Source organism: Halosolutus amylolyticus, assembly GCF_023566055.1.
Taxonomy (GTDB): Archaea; Halobacteriota; Halobacteria; order Halobacteriales; family Natrialbaceae; genus Halosolutus; species Halosolutus amylolyticus.
Genome location: NZ_JALIQP010000004.1, coordinates 140,716 through 161,100, shown reverse-complemented (window position 1 = coordinate 161,100; position 20,385 = coordinate 140,716). Strand labels below are relative to the sequence as shown.

Annotated in this window: 20 protein-coding genes; 11 read left to right on the top strand and 9 right to left on the bottom strand. The window is 66.2% G+C overall.

Annotation, left to right across the window (positions count from 1 at the left end):
• Positions 1-94: 94 nt before the first annotated feature.
• The 4 genes from MUN73_RS16055 to MUN73_RS16040 all read left to right on the top strand — a co-directional run bounded on the left by MUN73_RS16055 (position 95) and on the right by MUN73_RS16040 (position 3,075).
• Entirely contained in the window at positions 95-1,396 is a 1,302-nt protein-coding gene (locus tag MUN73_RS16055; RefSeq protein WP_250141523.1) for a PQQ-dependent sugar dehydrogenase, read from the top strand.
• Between the two features lie 94 nt (positions 1,397-1,490).
• The gene (locus tag MUN73_RS16050; protein ID WP_250141522.1) at positions 1,491-1,838 is read left to right on the top strand and encodes a glutaredoxin family protein; all 348 of its coding nucleotides are present in this window, start codon (positions 1,491-1,493) and stop codon (positions 1,836-1,838) included.
• Between the two features lie 119 nt (positions 1,839-1,957).
• Positions 1,958-2,539, top strand: coding sequence for a DUF7110 family protein (locus MUN73_RS16045; protein WP_250141521.1), 582 nt, complete (start codon positions 1,958-1,960; stop codon positions 2,537-2,539).
• A gap of 221 nt (positions 2,540-2,760) precedes the next feature.
• Complete coding sequence (locus MUN73_RS16040) at positions 2,761-3,075, top strand: DUF7577 domain-containing protein (RefSeq protein WP_250141520.1); 315 nt, start codon at positions 2,761-2,763, stop codon at positions 3,073-3,075.
• 55 nt (positions 3,076-3,130) lie between these two features.
• Here the strand turns inward: MUN73_RS16040 and MUN73_RS16035 are convergent, their stop codons facing one another.
• Positions 3,131-3,883, bottom strand: coding sequence for a hypothetical protein (locus tag MUN73_RS16035; protein WP_250141519.1), 753 nt, complete (start codon positions 3,881-3,883; stop codon positions 3,131-3,133).
• A gap of 182 nt (positions 3,884-4,065) precedes the next feature.
• Here MUN73_RS16035 and MUN73_RS16030 point away from each other — a divergent pair, with 182 nt between their 5' ends.
• Entirely contained in the window at positions 4,066-5,241 is a 1,176-nt protein-coding gene (locus MUN73_RS16030) for an SPFH domain-containing protein (protein ID WP_250141518.1), read from the top strand.
• 137 nt (positions 5,242-5,378) lie between these two features.
• On the opposite strand, the gene MUN73_RS16025 is transcribed toward MUN73_RS16030, so the two are convergent.
• Positions 5,379-5,708 (bottom strand): cupin domain-containing protein, encoded by a 330-nt coding sequence (locus MUN73_RS16025; RefSeq protein ID WP_250141517.1) that lies wholly within the window; start codon positions 5,706-5,708, stop codon positions 5,379-5,381.
• A gap of 168 nt (positions 5,709-5,876) precedes the next feature.
• Complete coding sequence (locus tag MUN73_RS16020; protein ID WP_250141516.1) at positions 5,877-6,536, bottom strand: phosphate ABC transporter permease; 660 nt, start codon at positions 6,534-6,536, stop codon at positions 5,877-5,879.
• 415 nt (positions 6,537-6,951) lie between these two features.
• Here MUN73_RS16020 and wecB point away from each other — a divergent pair, with 415 nt between their 5' ends.
• From wecB to MUN73_RS16000, 4 genes are all read left to right on the top strand, one after another.
• Positions 6,952-8,067 (top strand): non-hydrolyzing UDP-N-acetylglucosamine 2-epimerase, encoded by a 1,116-nt coding sequence (gene wecB / locus MUN73_RS16015; protein ID WP_250141515.1) that lies wholly within the window; start codon positions 6,952-6,954, stop codon positions 8,065-8,067.
• Between the two features lie 205 nt (positions 8,068-8,272).
• Positions 8,273-9,244 (top strand): phosphoadenosine phosphosulfate reductase family protein, encoded by a 972-nt coding sequence (locus tag MUN73_RS16010; RefSeq protein WP_250141514.1) that lies wholly within the window; start codon positions 8,273-8,275, stop codon positions 9,242-9,244.
• A 145-nt stretch (positions 9,245-9,389) separates the two neighbouring features.
• Positions 9,390-10,607, top strand: coding sequence for an AGE family epimerase/isomerase (locus MUN73_RS16005; protein ID WP_250141513.1), 1,218 nt, complete (start codon positions 9,390-9,392; stop codon positions 10,605-10,607).
• A gap of 331 nt (positions 10,608-10,938) precedes the next feature.
• Complete coding sequence (locus MUN73_RS16000; protein WP_250141512.1) at positions 10,939-12,876, top strand: MEDS domain-containing protein; 1,938 nt, start codon at positions 10,939-10,941, stop codon at positions 12,874-12,876.
• A 78-nt stretch (positions 12,877-12,954) separates the two neighbouring features.
• Here MUN73_RS16000 and MUN73_RS15995 read toward each other — a convergent pair whose 3' ends face one another.
• The 4 genes from MUN73_RS15995 to MUN73_RS15980 form a co-directional block, all read right to left on the bottom strand.
• Complete coding sequence (locus tag MUN73_RS15995) at positions 12,955-13,146, bottom strand: DUF7333 family protein (RefSeq protein WP_250141511.1); 192 nt, start codon at positions 13,144-13,146, stop codon at positions 12,955-12,957.
• Positions 13,147-13,236: 90 nt separating this feature from the next.
• Positions 13,237-14,007 (bottom strand): hypothetical protein, encoded by a 771-nt coding sequence (locus MUN73_RS15990; protein WP_250141510.1) that lies wholly within the window; start codon positions 14,005-14,007, stop codon positions 13,237-13,239.
• A gap of 71 nt (positions 14,008-14,078) precedes the next feature.
• Entirely contained in the window at positions 14,079-14,909 is an 831-nt protein-coding gene (locus MUN73_RS15985; protein ID WP_250141509.1) for an aldo/keto reductase, read from the bottom strand.
• A gap of 68 nt (positions 14,910-14,977) precedes the next feature.
• Positions 14,978-15,718: a proteasome assembly chaperone family protein gene (locus MUN73_RS15980; RefSeq protein WP_250141508.1), complete on the bottom strand. Its 741-nt coding sequence runs from the start codon at positions 15,716-15,718 to the stop codon at positions 14,978-14,980.
• Between the two features lie 122 nt (positions 15,719-15,840).
• On the opposite strand from MUN73_RS15980, the gene MUN73_RS15975 reads away from it, so the two are divergent.
• Positions 15,841-16,749 (top strand): RsmB/NOP family class I SAM-dependent RNA methyltransferase, encoded by a 909-nt coding sequence (locus MUN73_RS15975; RefSeq protein WP_250141507.1) that lies wholly within the window; start codon positions 15,841-15,843, stop codon positions 16,747-16,749.
• On the top strand, positions 16,749-17,282 hold the full coding sequence (locus tag MUN73_RS15970; protein WP_250141506.1) for a DUF7122 family protein: 534 nt from the start codon (positions 16,749-16,751) through the stop codon (positions 17,280-17,282). Before MUN73_RS15975 ends, MUN73_RS15970 begins: the two co-directional genes overlap by 1 nt.
• An 82-nt stretch (positions 17,283-17,364) precedes the next feature.
• Here the strand turns inward: MUN73_RS15970 and MUN73_RS15965 are convergent, their stop codons facing one another.
• Together MUN73_RS15965 and MUN73_RS15960 are read right to left on the bottom strand one after the other, a co-directional pair.
• Positions 17,365-18,576: a hypothetical protein gene (locus MUN73_RS15965; protein ID WP_250141505.1), complete on the bottom strand. Its 1,212-nt coding sequence runs from the start codon at positions 18,574-18,576 to the stop codon at positions 17,365-17,367.
• A 147-nt stretch (positions 18,577-18,723) separates the two neighbouring features.
• Positions 18,724-20,244: a DUF790 family protein gene (locus tag MUN73_RS15960; protein ID WP_250141504.1), complete on the bottom strand. Its 1,521-nt coding sequence runs from the start codon at positions 20,242-20,244 to the stop codon at positions 18,724-18,726.
• Between the last annotated feature and the right edge of the window lie 141 nt (positions 20,245-20,385).

Below are 20,385 nucleotides of genomic sequence, written 5' to 3'. Positions count from 1 at the left end.
CGCGTGAGACTGTCGCCGCATGGGCGACGGGCACGACACTGCCGATCGGTCCCCGTCGGGAGCCTTGTTGGGCCCTCGACCCGTAGCACCCGGTATGCAATCGCCACCCCGCCGGCAGTACCTCCTCGCGATCGGGGCGAGCGTCGCGACCGCTGGCTGTCTCGGCCGACTGCTGGGCGACGACCTCGAACTGGCGACGCCCGAGAACGTCCCCCCGGACGACTGGGAACAACCCGACTGGGAACCGCCGCGGGAGGCCCCGGTCGAAGGGGACGTCTCGGCGACGACCGTCGTCTCCGACCTCGAAATCCCGTGGGACCTCGCGTTCGCCGGGGACGACGCGTTCGTCACCGAACGCGACGGCGGTGTGACCCGGTTCGCGACCGACGCCCTGAGCGGCGAGGCTGACCTCACGCCGGCCGACGGAGAGACGGTCCTCGACGGTGACGACCTCCCCGATCGGGCCGCACCCGGCGAAGGCGGGACGCTCGGCGTCGCGGTACATCCCGATTATCCCGACCCGGCCGACCTGTTCGTCTACTACACTGCCGAGACCGGCGACCTCTCGAATCACGTCGTCCGCTACGATCGGGACGGCGACGACCTCGAGCCGATCGTCGAGGGAATCCCCGGCGCATCGATCCACAACGGCGGGCGGATCGCGTTCGGCCCCGAGGGAGACCTGTGGGTGCTCACGGGCGACGCGGAGGACCCTGCGGCGACACAGGATCCCGGGTCGCTCGCGGGTGCCGTGCTCCGGACGACGCCCGACGGGGAATCGGTGGCGGCGACCCCCGACTGGGGCGCGGACGGCGATTCACGGACGTACACGCTCGGGCACCGGAACCCGCAGGGGATCGACTTCACGCCCGAGGGAACGCCGATCGTGGCCGAACACGGCCCGCAGGCTCGCGACGAGATTTCGGTCCTCCGTCCGGGCGGGAACTACGGCTGGGACGTCGTCCGCGGCGGTCCGGACGACCCCGAGTACGGCAACTACGACGAGTACGACGCGGCGTCTCCGCCGATCGTCAACACCGGCGAGACGACGTGGGCACCGTCGGGGCTTTCGTTCTACGCCGACGACGCGATCGGGAACTGGCAGTACAGGCTCTTCGCCGCCGGGCTCGGGTCGAACGCGCTGTACGCCGTCTCGCTGTTCGCGGACGATCCCCCGGCGATCGAGTCGGGAGTCACGTTCGACGCGTCGTGGCTCGACGATCGGTTCACGGCGATCGCACACTCGCTCTTCGACGGTACGTACGGACGACTGCGCCACGTCGAACCGGGGCCCGACGGATCGCTGTTCCTGCTCACCTCGAACCGGGACGGCCGGGCGAGCGGGGCGTTTCCACGCCCCGGCGACGATCGGATCGTGAGACTCGAACCGGCCTGATCCTGCCGTCCGTCGAGCGACTCCCGGTGTGGGTGCGCCGTCGATCGCGGTGAACGACGCAAGGCCTATCCCGGTCACCCCCATACGAACGGGCATGGACTTCCCACCGAACCAGGGACTCGATCAGGACGAGGTCGACGAACACGTCGAAGAAACGATCGCCGACAACGAGGTCGTCCTCTTCATGAAGGGGACCGAACTCATGCCCCAGTGTGGGTACTCCCGTCGCGCGCTCGGACTGATCGACCAGTACCGCGACGAGTACGAGACGGTCGACGTCCTCGAGTCGCTCGACGAGTACCGCGCCGCGCTCGAGGACCACAGCGGGTGGGAGACGATCCCACAGACGTTCGTCGACGGGGAGTTCGTGGGCGGATCGGACGTCCTCGCCGAACTCGATGAACGTGGTGAACTGGCCGATACACTCGGTGTCGAGCAATAACACCTCAGAGACCGGAGTTAAATTTATCCATACTGATCCCTGACGCATTTAATAGCAGATCATATAAGTCACCCACCCGTACTAGAAACCCAGCGACTGTCGCCGCACACCTTCCCACTATGTCAACAGAGGAATCCAGACACGTATATCGGCTGCACTCGACCCTCGAACTGCCACTCGAAGACCTTCGCGAGCACGTCGAGGGCGCCCAGTTCCCGGAGGGGATCACCGACGTAGAGATCACGCGGCGAAACAACACGCTCATTCTCAAGGCCGTCGCGGAAGACGATTCCGTCAGCAAGTACACGCCGACGGCCCAGCTCAAGGCGAGCGTCACCGAGAACCGGGTCTACGAGGAAGACCCGGACGAGCGCCGCAACTCCTTCCGCTGGGACGAAGAAGAGGAAGAGGAGATCGAGTCGGAACTCGTCGAGTTCGCCGCGTTCAAGGGCGATCGCGAGACCGTCCTGCAGAACTCCTTGCTCCAGTACGAAATGTTCCTCGTCCTCTGTGGGATCGCGGAGGCGGCCGAGAAAGGCACGCTGACGGCAATCTCCGAGCGCGGCGGCGACCTGGAGGCGACGCGGATCGTCGAGGGCGAACCCCGACCGGCGGACATCGAAGTCGTGGAAGGGCCACGAGACTCGGGCTCCGGGCAGGGCGGCGTCAACTGGCGGGACAACAAGTTCATTTCGGACTGACCCCCTCGCAGTGATCTTCGGGCCGTTCGCACCGCTGGCGGGAGAGCCGTCCACGACGACCTGTTACGTCATAGCTACGTCGGGGTCCGTGGCCGTGGCCAGCCCGTCGGCCAGCGGGTGGTGAACTGACCGTTCGAGGACGAACCGACTGTGTGGATCCGAAGAGCTATCATCGCGCTGATCGACGGGAGACGTATCTGTATCGGCGTCGTAGCGGTCCTATGGACGATCCGGGGACCTACTCGATCGCGGGCCGGCTCGCCATGGCCGGGTTCGTCATGATCGCACCGACGCTTCTCTTTCTGGGTCTGGTCCGCGGACTGGAACGGCTCCGGGACGACGCGTTCCTCGCGGAGTGGGCACGCAAACAGGGTCGGAATCCCGACGACATCGCGAACGACGACGTACTGGCCGCGCTCGCACGCGGTGCCGGAATCGAAGCGGACGAGTCGAACGCGGGCCGCTGTCCCGCCTGTGGCAGTTCGAATCGATCGGACGTAACCTACTGTGGGGAGTGTCTCGCCCGCCTGTCGTGACGAGAGCGGTGTGGCCGTCGTTCGTCGATCGCGGAGCACCAGCGATCCAGCGCGGTCACTCCGCCGGTGATTCGGGAACAGGGTGACCGACGGTCGGAGCGGAGTCGCGATAGACCGCCGTGCTGAGCGTCCGATCCACGTCGGTATCGGCCTCGACGGCGAGGTCGATGGTCCGGCCGTCGACGGTCGTGACGGTAAGGAGGGTTTCCCGGTGACGGCGGAGTCCGATACCGTTGAACTGGTCCCGGTGACGCCGTGCGTACCGGACGAGCACCAGTCCGGCGAGCGTCGCGACCACGAACAGCGGTGCGACGAGGACCGGCGAGAAGAGCCCGGCGCTTGCGAGGACGACGACGGAGAGGATTCCGGTGCCGACGAACAGTTGCTCGCGTGGCGCGACGCCATCGTCGCGCCGACACACGTGACCGATCGCGCTCGTGATCGCGACGGTCGCGAGGGCGAACCCCACCGTCACCGCGTCCCGAACGATCCCGCCGGCCGAAAGCCGGCCGAACCCGACGAGGAGGGCACCGATCACCAGTACGCCGCCCACGAGCCCCAGCGTGCGCTGTCCGTCGGGGCCGGTGGTGAAGCGGACCCTGGAGCGCTCCCGGCTCTCGATCGAACTGACGTAGTCGTACCGGACGTCCGTGAACGCCCCGCTGTCCGAGACACACAGCAACCGCCGATCGGTGAGGCCCACCGCTAGCCGGTCCCCCGGCCTCTCGAGACGGTGCCCCGACGTGAGACGCTGCAAAGCTTCGTCCTCGACCAGGTGACTCGAGAGGCGATCTTCGGCGTCCGTCATCATCGCTCGGTACCGTTTCGGGACCCATAGTAAGCCACTCCTTTCGAACGGGACGTCCCGTCGATCGCACCGATCGGGACGCGGCCACCTGCGTCGGTGTGCCCGGCGTCCGAACCGTCCTCCCGACGTCGGGACCAGGTGTTGGGCCAAGCGTTATTCCGCTCCGGCCCCTTCATTCAGTAATGGTAACACCTGTCACATCACCCCTGCAAGTCGGCGATCCCACGCTGGCCGTCGGCGGCCTCGTGCTGGCCGTCGCGATCGTCACCGTCTGGTCGATGGTCGAGATCGTCGACGCGTACAACAGGGGCGCGCTCACGGTCTTCGGGGAGTATCGGAAGCTGCTGGAGCCGGGACTCAACATCGTCCCGCCGTTCGTCTCGCGCGTGTACACGTTCGACATGCGCACGCAGACGATCGACGTCCCGTCCCAGGAAGCGATCACGCGGGACAACTCGCCGGTCACCGCGGACGCGGTCGTCTACATCAGGGTCATGAACGCCAAACGGGCGTTCCTGGAGGTCGACGACTACGAGCGCGCCGTGTCGAACCTCGCCCAGACGACCCTCCGGGCCGTGATCGGCGACATGGAACTCGACGACACGCTGAGTCGGCGCGAGATGATTAACGAACGCATTCGAACGGAACTCGACGAACCCACCGACGAGTGGGGGATCCGCGTCGAGTCGGTCGAGGTCCGCGAGGTGACGCCGTCCCGCGACGTCAAGGGAGCGATGGAACAGCAGACCTCCGCGGAACGGCGCCGCCGTGCGATGATCCTCGAGGCGCAGGGTGAACGCCGCAGCGCGATCGAGAAGGCAGAGGGCGACAAGCAGTCGAACATCATCCGCGCCCAGGGGGAGAAGCAAAGCGAGATCCTCGAGGCGCAGGGTGACGCCATCTCGACCGTCCTCAGGGCCCGATCGGCCGAATCGATGGGCGAGCGGGCGGTCATCGACAAGGGGATGGACGCCCTGACCGAGATCGGTGGGAGCGAGTCGACGACGTTCGTGCTTCCCCAGGAACTGTCCTCGATGATCGGCCGCTACGGCAAACACCTCTCGGGAAGCGACGTCGCCGAACGGGATGGTCAACTCGAGAGCCTCGAGTTCGACGAGGAAACCCGCGAGCTGATCGGCCTGGACGATATCAGCGAGATCATCGGCGAGATCGAGGCGGAGTCGACCGTCGACGTCGAGGCGATGGAACAGGAGGCCAAGGCGATCAAGGAGGGCGACGTCTCGAGCCAGCCCGGCGAGATCGAGAGCGTCTCGGAGACGTCGAGCGGCACCCGGGCCGATCGGGAGACTGACGGCGGGAGCGACGGCGACGGCGGAGCGGACAATAGTAGCCACTGAAACGATTTACACACTGATCGCAACGCCGTCCTGCGATCAGGTATGCATTGACTTTCAGTGGCTACTATAGCGCCGAGAAGCGAAACCGCAGGTAGTCGGCCCGGTTTTTCGTGATCCCGATCGACGCGTGGTGGGACCTACGACGGCAACGGACACAGACTGGCAGTGAGGATCACGGTCTCGTCAGTCTCGTTCCGTGCACCGTGGACGACCCCCCGTTCGTGGAGGACGACGCCGGGCGCGTCGACCCGCTCGCTCTCCCCGTCCTGGAGGACGGTGGCCGACCCCTCGAGGACGTGAAAGACGTTCGTGCTCTCGGCGTGTTCGTGCGGATCGAGTTCCGCGTCCGGGCCGAGTGCGAATACTTTCACGAGTACGTCGTCCGTGACGACCAGTTCGCCGGTCTCGACGTCGCCTTCTGCGGGATCGAGATCCGAGACGACCTCCGCGTAGCGATCGATCGACATACGCGTTGGGTTCGACGGCCCGACTGATACGGATTGCTGTACCGATGTACCGGCGCAACCGCGATCCGGGCGGCGGTTGCGCCGGAAATGACGTACAGTAAACCGTATGAAATACTGTCGGCCCGGTCGCCTACGTCGCGGCGGTCGGGCCGGCGGACTGTCCCCCGGCTACGTCGGTTCGGACTCGTCCCGCCGCCGATCGGGAAGCGCCTTGAATCCGGGCATCAGCCGGGCGATTCGCGTCACGTAGCCGAACTTGAACAGGCCGATCTGCGAGAGGAGACCGAGCGTGACGAGCGCGAGGAACAGCGGGGCGGTGACGTCGAACAGCAACGGCTCCGGATGCAGCGCCTCGCGCGCGGCGACGAACTGGTCGACGGTGAGCGATCGGGAGGCGAACGCGGCCCCGACGAACGCCGTGATGGCCCCCATCGTCCACTTCGTCAGGATCATTCCGAGAACGGCCGCGGCGACGCCGATCGCGATCGCGGCCCCCCACTCGAGGTACCACTGACCGTCGACGAGGAGCGGCGCCAGTGCGGTCGCTCCGACGAAGGTTCCGACGACGAAACTCATCGCGGCGACCGCGATCGACAAGAGGAGGTAGCCGGCGAGGCCGCCGCCGATGGCCCCGAGGACGACCGGGGCGACGGTGGCCGCGACGCCGTCGACGCCAGCAGCCGCGGCGACGGACGGGCCGACGAGGTAGCCGCCGCTGCCGCCCAGGACCGTCCCGAGGAGCACGACGCCGTACACCGAGAGCGCGGCACCGGCGAACAGGAGGACGATACCGCCGAGTACGAGTCCGATACTGGCGAGGTCGAGCATACGGTCGACGTAGGTATCAGATCGGGATAAACAATTGGGTTCGTGACTGTCACGAGAATTAATAGATGTGTACGAGAGCGGTCCGTCGACGGTGCTTCCGGGCGGTTTCGAGGGAGCGCGTTCACCGCGCCCCCGTCACCGTGGTCCGGCGATCGGAGCACAGGGGACGACTACCGGAACAGTCAGTTCGCAACTACTATCGTGTATCCCACTACTAACTATACCGAACCTACTGGAAGGAGCGGCTACAAGGTGTTTCTGACCGAATGACAGGCCGACTCTCCAGCACCCTCCCGATCACGTATCAACTCGATATAACGTCACTCGTGGCGGATACCGGCTGGAAGCGGCTCACTGGGGTATCGAACGGTGGGCGTCCAGTACCGATCGGCCGGACCGCCGTGGAGGTGCAGTGATGCAGGTCTGTTCGATCGTCGGCGCGCGCCCGCAGTTCGTCAAGGCTGCGGTCGTCTCGCGGAAGCTCCGAACGATCGGGGACGAGATCCTCGTCCACACCGGCCAGCACTACGACGAGGAGCTGTCGGACGTCTTCTTCGATGAACTCGCCATTCCGGACCCGGACTACAATCTCGGCGTCAGGTCGGGTCCACACGGCGAACAGACGGCGAACATGATCGCGGCGATCGAACCCGTCGTCGAGAATCACGACCCCGACGTCCTGTTGCTCTACGGCGATACGAACTCGACCCTCGCGGGGGCGATCGTCGGGTCGAAGTGCGACGTCACCGTGGCCCACGTCGAGGCCGGGCTTCGAAGCGACAACCGGGACATGCCCGAGGAGATCAACCGGATCCTCACCGATCACGCCGCCGATTGCTGTTTCGCGCCGAGCAAGCGCGCCGTCGCGAACCTCGCCGCCGAGGGAGTCACGGAGGACGTCTACTGGACCGGCGACGTGATGTACGACGCGATCCTCGAGGCCCGCGATCGCGCGATCGAGAACGCGACGATTCTCGACGACCTCGGCATCGACCCCGGCGAGTTCGTCCTCGCGACCGTCCACCGGGAGGGGAACACCGACGTTCGATCGAACCTCGCGGCGATCCTCGACGGCTTCGCCGACGCGCCACACCCGGTCGTCTTCCCGGCGCACCCGCGAACGGTGGACCGTCTCGAGGAGTACGGACTCCGCGAGCGCGCCGAACGCGAGTTCGAACTGCTCGAACCGCTCGGCTACCTCGATTTCGTTCGCCTGCTGGACGCGGCCGAGCGCGTCGCGACGGACTCCGGCGGCGTCCAGAAGGAAGCGTTCTTCGTCGAGACGCCCTGTGTCACCCTGCGGAACGAAACGGAGTGGACCGAGACGGTCGACAGCGGCTGGAACGTTCTCGTGGGGCCGAACGCCGATCGGATTCGCACGGCGCTTACGGCCGATCGGGACCCCGACTCGAACGTCCAGCCCTACGGAGACGGGCTGGCCAGCCGCCGCATCGTCAGCGCACTCGCACAGCGAGTCGACGACGTCGACCCGGAAACGGACGTCGAACCGGAACTGTCTCCGGTGACGTGAACGGACGGGCGATCCGCGGTCGCCGGTCGAACCACGCCGGCCCGACTCGATCGGCCCGGATTTCGGCCGGGAGCGCCCCCGAAGCGGCGGAGACAGCGAACGATCCCCGGCCGCGGAGCCGTCGGTCCGAGTCGACCGCGACCCCTGCAGAGGTTTCCGCTCCCACAAACGGTTTAACCCAGGTAATTATATCTAATTACACTCCATGACAGCGAACTTCCCCGAGTACATCGACGTCGACTACGACGACGGCGACGGTGAGGATCCCGCTGACTATCCCCACATCCAGGACAAGATCGAGAAGGCGATCGAGGTCACCCGCGAGGGTCTCGAGTCCTACGAGAACCCGGCGGTCATGTGGACCGGCGGCAAGGACTCGACGCTCACGCTGTACTTCATCAAGGAGGTCGCCGATCGGTTCGACCTCGAGGTACCCCCCGCGGTCTTCATCGACCACTACCAGCACTTCGACGAGATCCACGACTTCGTCGACCACTGGGCCGAGGAGTGGGACCTCGAGGTCATCTACGCACGCAACGAGGACGTCGGCGAGTACGTCGACGAGCACGACCTCGAACCGGGCGACGAGATCGACATCTCGGACCTCTCCGAGCACAACCAGCACCACGTCCGAGAGATCTTAGAGTACGAGGAGGACACGTTCCCGTTCCTGCTCGACACCTACGTCGGCAACCACCTGCTGAAGACGGTCGCGCTCAACGACGCCCTGGAGGAGTACGACATCGACGGCGTCATCTCCGGCGTCCGCTGGGACGAGCAGGAGGCCCGCGCCGACGAGACGTTCTTCTCGCCGCGCCACGATCCGGACATCTACCCGCCACACGATCGCATCCAGCCCATCCTGCAGTTCGACGAGGCCGCAGTGTGGGAGGCGTTCTGGAACTTCGTCGTTCCGGACACCGTCGAGGCGTTCCCCGAGGAGGGTTACGTCCCCGAAAGCGACGACGACCTCCCGGAGGGCGTCGAACAGGACGACGTCCCGATCTCGCCGAAGTACTTCGCCGGCTTCCGATCGCTCGGCAGCGAAGTCAGCACCGAAAAGAGCGACCAGGAACCAGCCTGGCTGCAGGACCTCGAGGGAACCACCGAGCGCGCGGGCCGCGCCCAGGACAAAGAGGACCTGATGGAGCGCCTGCGCGACCTCGGCTACATGTAACGGAGGCGTTCGCCTCGACGACGATCGCCGTTTCGAGCCCGTTCCACGCGTTTTGCACTCGTTTCGACCTGTTAGACCCCCGCGAGCGGTCCGCTCGTTCCATCCCGAATTACTATGTCGGTTCGAGTAAACGATCGACGTATCTGTGACCATCTATCGCTCGCGAGACGGCCTCCGTCACCAGTTCAGGGACGTACTGAACTTCTACTATCCGGCCTGTCTCGACACCGCGACCGGCGGCTACGTCGCACAGCTCGACGAACGCGATGGCCACGTCTACGACGCCCGGACGAAGCACCTCGTTGCCACGGCCCGGGGCGTCCACAACTTCAGCCTGGGCGTCCTCGCGGACGGCCCCCACTGGTGTGAGTACGCCGCCGAACACGGCCTGCAGTTTCTCTCCAACGCCCACTGGGACGACGAACGGAGAGGATACGACTGGCTCCTCGACGGCCGGACCGCGACCGATCGGACGCGGTACTGCTACGGCCACGCCTTCGTCCTCCTCGCGGGGGCGCGAGCGTACCAGGCCGGCATTCCGGACGCTCGAGCGGTACTCGAGCGCGCGTTCGACGTCCTCGAAGAGCGGTTCTGGGAGCCCGACCACGACCTGTACGCCGATCGGGCGACCCCAGAATGGAGAACCGTCTCGTCGTACCGCGGGGCGAACGCGAACATGCACGCCTGCGAGGCGCTCCTCGCGGCCTACGAGGCCACCGGCGACGACCGGTATCTCGACCGGGCGTACACCGTCGCCGATCGCTTCACCCGCGAGGTGACGAGTGCGACCGACGGCCTGCTGTGGGAACACTACACCGAGGAGTGGGAGCCCGACCTCTCGTACAACGAGGACCAGCCGCGCCACCAGTTCCGCCCGCCGGGGTACCAGCCCGGCCACCACGTCGAGTGGGCGAAACTGCTCGCGCTCCTTTCTGACTACCGACCGGCGGGGTGGCTCCGGGAGCGCGCTCGCGACCTCTTCGATACCGCGATCGATCTCGGCTGGGACGACGACCACGGCGGCCTCTACTACACCGTCGAGGACGACGGCGAACCGATCGTTCCCGACAAGTACGGCTGGGTCCACGCGGAGGCGATCGGCGCGAGCGCACTCCTGAGCCGGGACGACGAGTCGTACGTCGACTGGTACGATCGGCTCTGGGAGTACGCGCAGGAGCACCTGATCAACCGCCGGTTCGGGAACTGGTACGAGCGACTGACTCGTGAGCACGACCGGGACGGCCCCAACCACGGCCCCGAAGTGGAACCCGGCTATCACCCCCTGGCGAACTGCTGGCTCGCAGCGCGGGCGCTCGAGGACGATCCCGATCTGTTCGAGACCGATCGAGAGCGGCGCGACTGACCGGCCCCGTCGACGGCCCGTTCGGCGGCCCGATACGGTCTGCTGTCACGGTGCAACCGGATCGATCCGCGATTGCACCGGAACCGACGGACGGTAGCCCGTACGAACGGGCGGGTCACGGCGGGACGAACTGTTCGCGGATGAATAGCAGGACACCGAAAGCGCGGATTTTTCGTATTCAGCCACTGTCACGAGTATCGAACGCTATATAACCGGGTCCTTTATTCCTGTACGCATTATAAGCGTGTTACCCGACTGCTGACGCGGACGCGGACCCCGGCGAGCGCGCGGCCCTGCTCGATCGATACGCGGTGCTGAACCTCCCCACACCATGAGCCAACCAATATCCACCCCGAGAGATGAGTTTCTTGGACTCGAAACCGGTCTCGAAGCGCTCCAGGATAGTGCAGAGTTCGACGGGCCAGTCGAACCGGTCGCCGAACACGAGTCCTACGACCACCTCGCGTTCATTTACGAATCGCAGGCCGAGCAGTTCGCAACGGCGATTCCGTACATCAAGCACGGTCTCGATCGCGGAGAGCGATGCGTCTACATCGCCGACGAGAACGACACCGCGGAGGTACGTGCGGCCCTCCGTGACGGCGGCGTCGACGTCGACGCCGCGCTCGACTCGGGGGCGCTGGTCATGTATACGGCACAGGATTCGTACCTTCGGAACGGTTCGTTCGACCCCGACGAAATGATCGCGTTCATCTCGGAGACGATCGAGGACGGAACCGAAGCGTTCGAGGGAGTCCGGATCACCGGCGAAATGACGTGGGTCTTCGGCGACGATCCGCCCCTCGAAGAACTCGTCGAGTACGAGGGCAAACTCAACACCCTCCTGCCGGACGCGAACGGGATCGCGCTCTGTCAGTACAACCGCGAGCAGTTCTCCGCCGAGATCATCCGCGATATCATCAAGACCCACCCGCACCTGATTTACGATAACACGGTCTGTCAGAACTTCTACTACACGCCGCCCGAGGAGTTCTTCGGTCCCGATCAACCCGAACGCGAAATCGATCGAATGATGGGCACGTTGCTGGACCGAACGAAGGCCCGTCTCGAACTGCGGGACCACCAACAACATCTCGAACGACAGATCGAAATAGCCGCCGATTCTGCTCAATCGTTCGACGAGAAACTACAGGATCTCTTCGAGCTAGGCCGGAACCGATTCGACCTCGAAGTGGGCGGACTCGCGACGGTCGACCCGGCGAGCAACACCTTCGAGATCGAAGCGGTCAGCGGCGACCACGATCACCTGACGCCGGGAGCGGAGGTGCCGCTGTCCGAGACGTACTGTCGGATGACTGTCGCGACCGACGAGACGGCCGCGGTTACCGATCCCGAGACCTACGGTTTCGAAGACACGATCGCGTACGACGAATTCGGCTTCGAGACGTATCTCGGAACGCGGATTCCGCTCGAGAACGCGCCGGATCGAACGTTCTTCTTCGTCTCCTCCGAGCCGCGTCGACGGGAGTTCTCGGACGCCGATCGGACGTTCCAGCATCTGATGGGTCAGTGGCTGAAGTACGAACTCGAACAGAGGCGACACGAGCGGAAACTCGAGGAGTCGAACGAGCGACTCGAGGGGTTCGCCTACGCCGCCAGCCACGACCTCCAGGAACCGCTCCGGATGGTAACGAGCTACCTCCAGTTACTCGAAAATCGGTACGGCGATACCTTCGACGACGAGGGCGAGGAGTTCCTCGAGTTCGCCGTCGACGGCGCCGATCGAATGAGAAAAATGATCGACGCATTACTCGAATACTCCCGCGTCGATACGAACGGCGATCCGTTCGAACCGGTAGAACTGGACCTCACCCTCGGAAACGTGCTCAACGACCTGCAGATACAGATCGAAGAGACCGATGCGACGATCACGACCGAACAACTCCCTCGCGTGGCGGGCGACGCCAGTCAACTCCGGCAGGTTCTCCAGAACCTGATCACCAACGCGATCACCTACAGCGGCGACGATCCGCCGCAGATTCACGTCGACGCCGAACGGCAGGGAGACGACTGGGTAGTCTCGGTCCACGACAGCGGAATCGGCATCGATCCGGACGATCAGGACCGCGTGTTCGACGTCTTCGATCGACTGCACAGCCGCGAGGAGTACGAGGGGACGGGCATCGGACTCGCGCTCTGTGAGCGGATCGTCGAACGTCACGGCGGGGAGATCTGGGTCGAGTCGGAGCCGGGCGAGGGATCGACGTTTTCGATGACGCTTCCAGCGGTCGACGGGTGCGATCGGTAGCGCCGCCGGTGGCGACTACCGACGTGTTTCGGTCGCGCCGTCTCCAGTACTGACCGCCGAGAACGCGATCGAAGCCGATCAGTGCAGCGCGCGGTACTCGCCGTGTTTGACGCCGATGGCGAGCATGAGCAGTCCGAAGACGATCATCGACGGGGCGACCATCGTCAGGACGGTGCCCGTGGTCATCATGGGTGCGGCGATCAGTCCGCCGACCCCGAGGCCGATCACGACGAGGAACACGATCGCGGTCTTTGGAAGGTCGAATTCCATACGAGACCGTTGGGAAGGGGGAACCTAATGATCCCGGGAATCGGCAGTCCGCTCACGTCGGGCGATCGAGCGCGAAAATCAGGTGGGTGGCTACTCCGAGGGGCGAACGAGGTTCGCCAGCGCGACGACGATTCCGAGGAACCAGCCCAGCGGGATCGAGATGCCGAACCACATCGCCGCGTAGGCGGCCCCCTCGAGCTGGAAGTTCGCCCGGAGGTACTCGTTGACGCCGCCGACGAACAGGACGTTGTCGAGCGCCCAGGCGGCGAACTCGTAGCTGGGATCGAGGACGTACGGATGCAGCGACGGCGTCACGAGCGCCGCCACGACGGGCGGGAGGAACAGTGCCGTCATCGCGGACGGGTACGCGAGGGCGACCGTCACGCCGCGCCCGCCGACCTTCGAAAACGTCGCGGCGAGCGCGGTCGAAAGCGTCGCGACGCCGCTGGCCGCCGCCACGGCGAGGACCGCGTCCAGGGGGATGTCGACCTGTTCCATGTACGACATCGCGCCCCAGATGACCGTCAGCAGGCCCCAACCGAGCAGGGCGATGCCGGTGACGCCGACGATTCCCAGTCGAGTCCGGGTCGAGTCGAGTTTCGCCGCGTAGTAGCGGGTCGCGAGACCGACGACAGTGAGCGGGTAGAGAAGCACCAGGCCGATCGTCCCGAGGACGCTCCAGCCGTGATAGCCGATCTTCTGTGGGAGGGTTTCGGGCTTCCACTTCCCCATGACGGAGTGGCCGCGGCCGCGCTGGCGTGGGAAGACGAGTTCCATCCAGGCACCGTGTAACCGCTGGAGGTCGGCCCTGATCGCGCCGACCACGCCACCACCGCCACCGCGTCGTGAACGGGTGGACATACGCGAGCCAAAAAGCCGACGTACCGTAAACGTTCCTGATTGTTCTTCGCGAGCGATAGGTTACTGGACCGTCAGTTCCACGGTCCGAAGTCCGGGTCGACCTTCCGACTCCGCTCCTCGATCGAATCGATCGCGTCGACGTCCTCGGCGTCTAGCTCGACCGCCAGTGACTCCCAGTTGTCACGAATGTGGGCCTCGCCGGTGGCTTTCGGGATCGCGGTGACGCCTTTCTCGCGGAGCCAGGCGAGGCTGATCTGGGCTTCGCTCGCGTCGTGTTTGTCGGCGACCTCCTGAATGGTGGGCTGGTCGAAGACCGCACCGCGGGCCAGCGGCGAGTAGGCGACGACGTCGACGTCGTGACGGTCGCAGGCCTCGCGAAGGTCGGGCTGAGGGAGCATCGGATGCAGTTCGACCTGGTTCGCCACGATCGGCGCGTCACAGATCTCGATCGCCGCCTCAAGTTGCTCCGGCAGGAAGTTGCTGACGCCGACGTTCTCGATCAACCCCTCGTCGTACAGTTTCGAGAAGGCCGAGAGGGTTTCGTCGGGCTCGTACGTCCGGGCGGGCCAGTGGACGTACAGCAGGTCGAGGGAATCGACGCCGAGGCGATCGAGGCTCTCCCGGGCCGTCTCGAGGACGTCGTCGTGGGCGAGGTTCGAGATCCAGATCTTCGTCGCGAGGAAGACGTCCTCCCGATCGACGTCGGCGCGTGCGAGGCCCTCGCCGACGTCGCCCTCGTTCTCGTAGGCCTGGGCAGTGTCGACGTGACGATACCCCATCTCGAGGGCCGTCCGGACGCTCTCGGCGCACTGGTCGGGGTCGGTGTTTTGCCACGTGCCGAGACCGAGCATCGGCATTCCGTTGGTGGTCGGACAGGTCTCCGGAGAACGGTCCTGGCTCATGTCCGGAGGGTGGGCCACGACGCGAAAAGGGGTTGCGAAAGCGGAAGGGCACTTCCGGCGAATGCGCGCTACTGGTACATCCGGAGCGGCTGTGCCTGCGAACTCTCGTCCTGCCCGATCTGTTGCATCTGTCGGGCGAGTTGCTCCCGTTTCTGCCTGATCTCCTCGGCCCGATCGATCAGGTCCTGGACGTCGATCGAGAGGTCGGCGATCGGGGCGACCCCGTCCTCGAGCAGGACGCTTGCGGCCTCCGGGTCGGGAAACTGCGGATTCGACTGAACGACGAGCCCGAAACTATCGGTGCCGCGCTGTGCGGTGCGGTTGATGAGCGCCCCCGTCGGCCCGGTGACGACCCCGTCCTCCGGCGGAACGTCGATGTCCAGCCGATCGAGCGTCTCGCCGGCGTCGCCGGTCGCGATGCCGTAGACGTCGGGCCGGTCGTCCCGCTCCGCGGGCAGGCCGCTGAGGTAGACCGGCGTCGCATCCTGTGAGTCGATCCACCCCGTCACGCAGTCCGCGACCGTCCGAATCGCCTGTGCGCTGATCGGCGTGTCGCTCTGGAGCGCGAGCAGGTCGTGGTCCTCGCTAGCGTAGATCCGGACGGGCGGCCGGACCGTTCGATCGCCCCCGCGGTAGACGCCGACCTCCGGCAGCCCCTCGCAGTCGACGTTCGCGTAGTGGCGCATGTCGAGTTCGCTGACGAGGTGGTCGGTCGCGATCTTGCCGACGAGGCCGAGGCCCGGAAACCCCTCGACGAGGATCGGATCGTCGAGGTCAGCTTCCGGCCCCTGTCGCTGGATGCGTGCCATATCGACACGATCGGGTGTCAGTGTAATAAAGACTGAGGCGGCGTGTTCGTGATCGACGGCCGTGTTCGCCGAACGACCGCGGTTCGAAACCCACAAACGCCGGCCGGTCGAAGCCGACGGTAATGGAGCCACTCGAGCGGTATCGACCCATCGTCGACGACTTCGAGGCGTTTCTCGCAGCTTGCGAGCGGCCGCTGGGCAACGCCGTTCGCGTGAACACGATCAAGGTCCCGGTCGATCGCACGCTCGAGGCGCTGGACGAGGACGGCGTCGCCTACGAGCAGGCCGACTGGAACCCGCGCGTGTTGCGACTCGAGACCGACTCCCCCGGGTCGACGTGGACCTCCTTCCACGGCTTTACCCACGGCCAGGAGGAGGTCTCGGCCGTCCCGCCGGTCGTCCTCGACCCCCAGCCCGGCGAGCGCGTCTGGGACTGCTGTGCCGCGCCCGGCGGCAAGGCGACCCAGATCGCGGCCCTGATGGACGATCGGGGCACCGTCGTCGCCAACGACAGCAACCTCGGCCGGATTTCGGCCCTGCGGTTCAACGCGGAACGACTCGGCGCGACGAGCCTCGCCGTCACGAACGCCGACGCCCGCAACTACTCGCTCTCCCGGTTCGACTTCGATGTGTTCGATCGGGCGCTCGTCGACGCACCCTGTTCCTGCGAGGGGACGATCCGGAAGAACCCCGACGCGCTCGACGACTGGTCTCCGGACCACATCGCCTCCGTCACGGGGATCCAGAAGGGCATTCTCCGGCGGGCGATCCAGGCGACCCGCGAGGGCGGGACGGTCGTCTACTCCACCTGTACCTTCGCCCCCGAGGAGAACGAGGCCGTCGTCCAGCACGCCCTGGACGAGGAGGACTGCCGCGTCGTCGACTTCGCCCTCGGACTCGATCACTCGCCGGGACTCACCGGGTGGGACGGCGAGACGTTCGACGACAGCCTCTCGCGGGCCGCCCGGATCTACCCGCACCAGAACGACACCGGCGGCTTCTTCGTCGCGAAACTGGAGGTGACCGCCTGATGGGGGACGACTCGACGACCGGCGACGACCTCGCGCAAAACGACGGCCAGCGGTTCGATCGCCTCCCCGCCACGGACGCGGATCGAACCGTCGAGGGCCGGGTCAGCCGCGAGGCCGTCCTCGACTACTTCGCCGATCGGTTCGGGATCCCGCCCGAAACGTTCGACGACCACACCTTCTGGGAGAAGGGCGCGGGCAAGATCTGGATCTACGCCGGCACGGCCCCGACGCCGATCGAGATCGAGGCACTCGGGATGACCTGTCTGCGGACGCGACAGGAGCACTGGAAGCCGACGACGGACTTCGCCCAGCGGTTCGGCCGCCACGCGACCGAGTGCGTGATCGACCTCGATCGGGACGCGGCGCGGCGCTTCGCCGCCGGCGAGGATCAGGAGCGCGACTGGGACGGCGACTGGGGGTACCTGATCGCCGCCCACGAGGTCGCTGGTGAGCGCGAACCCCTCGGGATCGGCCTGTTCGTTCACGGCGAACTCCGATCGATGGTGCCGAAGGGGAGACAGCGAGAACTGTAGCGCCCGGTCGATCTCGGTACCGTCGTGGGCTTGGGAGAGCGGAAACGGCTGGCCCGAACGGGTGCAAAATCGATCGGCGTCGCTACCCGCACGTCGGCGGCGGTGCGGTCTCGGACGGCTCGTCACCGCTCACGAACGCCGTCTCGTACGTCGGCTCGTGCACGACGAAATAGTAGCCGTCGCGATCGATCGAGGCCGTCGCGGTGTTCGTCGCCGGATCGACGTCGCCGATCGTCGTGAAACTCCCGGAACGGGCGTCGTAGTGGGTGAGCGCGAGGCCGTCCTCGTCGCCACCGGGAACGTGTTCGTCCGCGTACTCCAGAGTCAGTTCCGCGCGATCGTACGACTCGGGGAGATAGACCTGGACGAGACAGGAGACCTGCGCGGCCGCGAGTTCGTCGGCCGAGAACGTGCCGGCCGGGTCGAACGTCGGATGGGGCCCGTAGTCGCTGGCGACGTCGCCCGCCTCCCCGGTGACCGCGAGCGTCGCGTTCGACTCCGGAATCTCGAGCGTCTCCGTGACCGTCTCGTGTGGGAGCGGGTCCGTCTCGGCGAGGGCCTCTTCGTACCAGTCCGGCCGGGTCACGTCGGTCTCGCCCACGTTCGCGTACCGGACCGATCGAGACTGCTCGACCCGAGTGTCGCCGTCGACGAACACGAACGACTCGGTCGCGCTGACGACGGTGCCGTCGCTGCGAAGGACGAGCGTCGCGGACGCGTTCTCGACCGTCTCCGAATCGTCCTCGAACGCGCCTTCGAAGGCCGGATCGATACCGGTCGCACGGTATCGATAGTGCGGACCCCCGTCGCGATCGATTTCCGTCGGCCCGTCGAACGCGAGGAAATCGATCGTGTCCGGATCGAGACCGTCGACGAGGTCGATCGAGCCGGTCGTCCGCGAGTAGCCGCCGAACGACCGTTTCGTCAGGTTCCGTTCCGGGCCGAGCCACCGTTCCGTGCCGTCACCGTCGACCACCAGCCGTCGCGGCGGCGACGTCGTGTAATCGAGTTCGGCCGTCCGGTTCGTTCGCTCGATCCGTTCGTCGTCCGGTCCGATGACCCGGAACTGCGACTCGACGTCGATCGTCACCGACCCGGCCGATCGAAGCCGGTCCCGATGGCGCTCGACGACCGTCTCGCCGTCCGGAAGCGCGTCGTACGGCGCGGTCGGATCGCCTGCGATCGACCCGGTTTCGTTCCCAGGATCGTCCGCGTCCGACGGGGCGAACCCGGCACATCCCGCGAGGACGAGACACAGACAGAGCCCGATCGTTCTCCAGCATCCCGCACACATAGGTACGCGTTCGAACAGGTCGTACTAATTATGCGCGGTTCGGTGGCGTACGCGGCCGCCGGTCGGGGATCGATCGGCCCCGATCGATCGAAACCGGGCGAGATGGCCCGAGAGGGGTCGATCCGTCGGTCACGGGTCGCTCCGGATTCATCGTTCGGCGATCGTCCCGCCGGCCAGCCCCTCCCACTCGACGCGGTAGCCGAGTCGCGAGAGCACCGCGCTCGCGTCCTCGAGGCCGTGGTTCTGGAAGACGGTCTCCGCGTCGGAGAGGGACATTCCGGCCTTGATCTCGTCCGCAACCGTCTCGAGCACAGCGGGCCGAACGAGCGTTCGGCCCACCCGCTCGTGGGCCGGAAACGCGACCTCCGCGAGCGCGTCCTCGCTGACGCCGTGGCTCGCGGCCACCGATTCGATCGTGACGACGTCGTCGTCCGGGCGGAGTTCGGCCGGCAGGTCGGCGGCGCTCTCGGCGACCAGCTGGCGCTCGTACTCCCCGAGCACGTCGACCACGTCCTTCACCCGGACGGTACCGGAGTAGGGGATCGCCCGGAAGTCGCGGGCGGCGATCTCTTCGCCGACGCCGAGCGATTCGTCGACGGCGACGAGCAGTTCGACGTCCTCCAGGTCCTCGAGCTGAGAAAGCTTCTTCGCCACGTACTCGGGCGTCCAGAACCCCATGATCTCGAGGTAGACCCGGAAGTCGGCGTGGGCGTACTCGAACGCGAAGTCGGGGATCATCACCCGCGTGCCCGTCGCGAGCGGTTCGGGTTCCCGGACCAGCGTCCAGTCGAGGTCCAGGTTCGAGATCCGGCCGGCGAAGTCCGCCTCGACGCTGCTGTCGAACGAGACGTCCGCCACGGCTTCGGCGTCGGGTACCCGGACCGGGTCCGCGTCGGAGAGTTCGAGCGTCCGCTCGGTCCCCCGATCGTCGATCGTCGCCTCGAGCGTCCAGGTCTCGCTCTTCGCGATCGTCCGCAGGAGTCGCGCGAACCGGGTGCCGTACCGCCGCGTGGCCCGGAAGAGGTGGGTCGGTCCGGTGACGACGACCTCGCGTTCGGTCGGGCCGGCTTGCTCGGCGGCCAGCCTGTGGATCTCGTACATCAGTCGCAGCCGCTTGATCGCCGAGACGAGCGCCTTCGGATCGCTCGATCGGACCCGGAGTTCGGTCGCGTCGAACAGGGCCGTCTGGGCGATCGAAAGGTTGTACTGGGCGAGCAGGCCGTCCGGATCCCATCGCGGATCTACCGCCGCGAGGACCTGTCGCTCCTCGAGATCGGCGTACAGCGATCGCTCGACGGCCGCCGCGTTGGACCCGAGTGCGTCGCCCGCTCGATCGAGCGCGGCCGATCGCTCGTCTTCGGTGACGACGCCGACGGCCTCGGCCGCCTCGAACGCCGTCGTTCGGGCGCGTACGGGATCGATCGGGGCGTCGGTCTCGAACGTCGCGTCTCGATCGACGAGGGCCGCGAACCCGCGGACGAGTTTGAAGTCGTCCGCCTCGCGCTCCAGGTTCGTGAGCGCGGTCTCGAGGGCCCCGCGCGTCTCGCCGACGTGTCCCTGATACGTACCGATGATGCGGGCGGCGAGCGGGCGGTGCTCGCGCGTCGCGAACTGGGGGTGGTAGCCGCCCCCGGCCCGCGAGACGCGGAGCAAGTCCTTCGTCAGCATCTACGTCGGCCTCCGTCCGGGGAGGCCAAAAGTGCCCCGCACGCGACACACTCGAGGACGACGCCGACGATCGCCGCGATGCAGAGCGGCCAGACGAGGACGGCGGTGTCCGCATCACCTGCAAGCCGAACGATCGACTGT

What these genes read in the sequence shown, in the direction of transcription:
- MUN73_RS16055 (WP_250141523.1), top strand. Translation starts at nt 95, where the DNA reads ATGCAATCGCCACCCCGCCGGCAGTACCTCCTCGCGATCGGGGCGAGC.
- MUN73_RS16050 (WP_250141522.1), top strand. Translation starts at nt 1,491, where the DNA reads ATGGACTTCCCACCGAACCAGGGACTCGATCAGGACGAGGTCGACGAA.
- MUN73_RS16045 (WP_250141521.1), top strand. Translation starts at nt 1,958, where the DNA reads ATGTCAACAGAGGAATCCAGACACGTATATCGGCTGCACTCGACCCTC.
- MUN73_RS16040 (WP_250141520.1), top strand. Translation starts at nt 2,761, where the DNA reads ATGGACGATCCGGGGACCTACTCGATCGCGGGCCGGCTCGCCATGGCC.
- MUN73_RS16035 (WP_250141519.1), bottom strand. Translation starts at nt 3,883, where the DNA reads ATGACGGACGCCGAAGATCGCCTCTCGAGTCACCTGGTCGAGGACGAA.
- MUN73_RS16030 (WP_250141518.1), top strand. Translation starts at nt 4,066, where the DNA reads ATGGTAACACCTGTCACATCACCCCTGCAAGTCGGCGATCCCACGCTG.
- MUN73_RS16025 (WP_250141517.1), bottom strand. Translation starts at nt 5,708, where the DNA reads ATGTCGATCGATCGCTACGCGGAGGTCGTCTCGGATCTCGATCCCGCA.
- MUN73_RS16020 (WP_250141516.1), bottom strand. Translation starts at nt 6,536, where the DNA reads ATGCTCGACCTCGCCAGTATCGGACTCGTACTCGGCGGTATCGTCCTC.
- wecB (WP_250141515.1), top strand. Translation starts at nt 6,952, where the DNA reads ATGCAGGTCTGTTCGATCGTCGGCGCGCGCCCGCAGTTCGTCAAGGCT.
- MUN73_RS16010 (WP_250141514.1), top strand. Translation starts at nt 8,273, where the DNA reads ATGACAGCGAACTTCCCCGAGTACATCGACGTCGACTACGACGACGGC.
- MUN73_RS16000 (WP_250141512.1), top strand. Translation starts at nt 10,939, where the DNA reads ATGAGCCAACCAATATCCACCCCGAGAGATGAGTTTCTTGGACTCGAA.
- MUN73_RS15995 (WP_250141511.1), bottom strand. Translation starts at nt 13,146, where the DNA reads ATGGAATTCGACCTTCCAAAGACCGCGATCGTGTTCCTCGTCGTGATC.
- MUN73_RS15990 (WP_250141510.1), bottom strand. Translation starts at nt 14,007, where the DNA reads ATGTCCACCCGTTCACGACGCGGTGGCGGTGGTGGCGTGGTCGGCGCG.
- MUN73_RS15985 (WP_250141509.1), bottom strand. Translation starts at nt 14,909, where the DNA reads ATGAGCCAGGACCGTTCTCCGGAGACCTGTCCGACCACCAACGGAATG.
- MUN73_RS15980 (WP_250141508.1), bottom strand. Translation starts at nt 15,718, where the DNA reads ATGGCACGCATCCAGCGACAGGGGCCGGAAGCTGACCTCGACGATCCG.
- MUN73_RS15975 (WP_250141507.1), top strand. Translation starts at nt 15,841, where the DNA reads ATGGAGCCACTCGAGCGGTATCGACCCATCGTCGACGACTTCGAGGCG.
- MUN73_RS15970 (WP_250141506.1), top strand. Translation starts at nt 16,749, where the DNA reads ATGGGGGACGACTCGACGACCGGCGACGACCTCGCGCAAAACGACGGC.
- MUN73_RS15965 (WP_250141505.1), bottom strand. Translation starts at nt 18,576, where the DNA reads ATGTGTGCGGGATGCTGGAGAACGATCGGGCTCTGTCTGTGTCTCGTC.
- MUN73_RS15960 (WP_250141504.1), bottom strand. Translation starts at nt 20,244, where the DNA reads ATGCTGACGAAGGACTTGCTCCGCGTCTCGCGGGCCGGGGGCGGCTAC.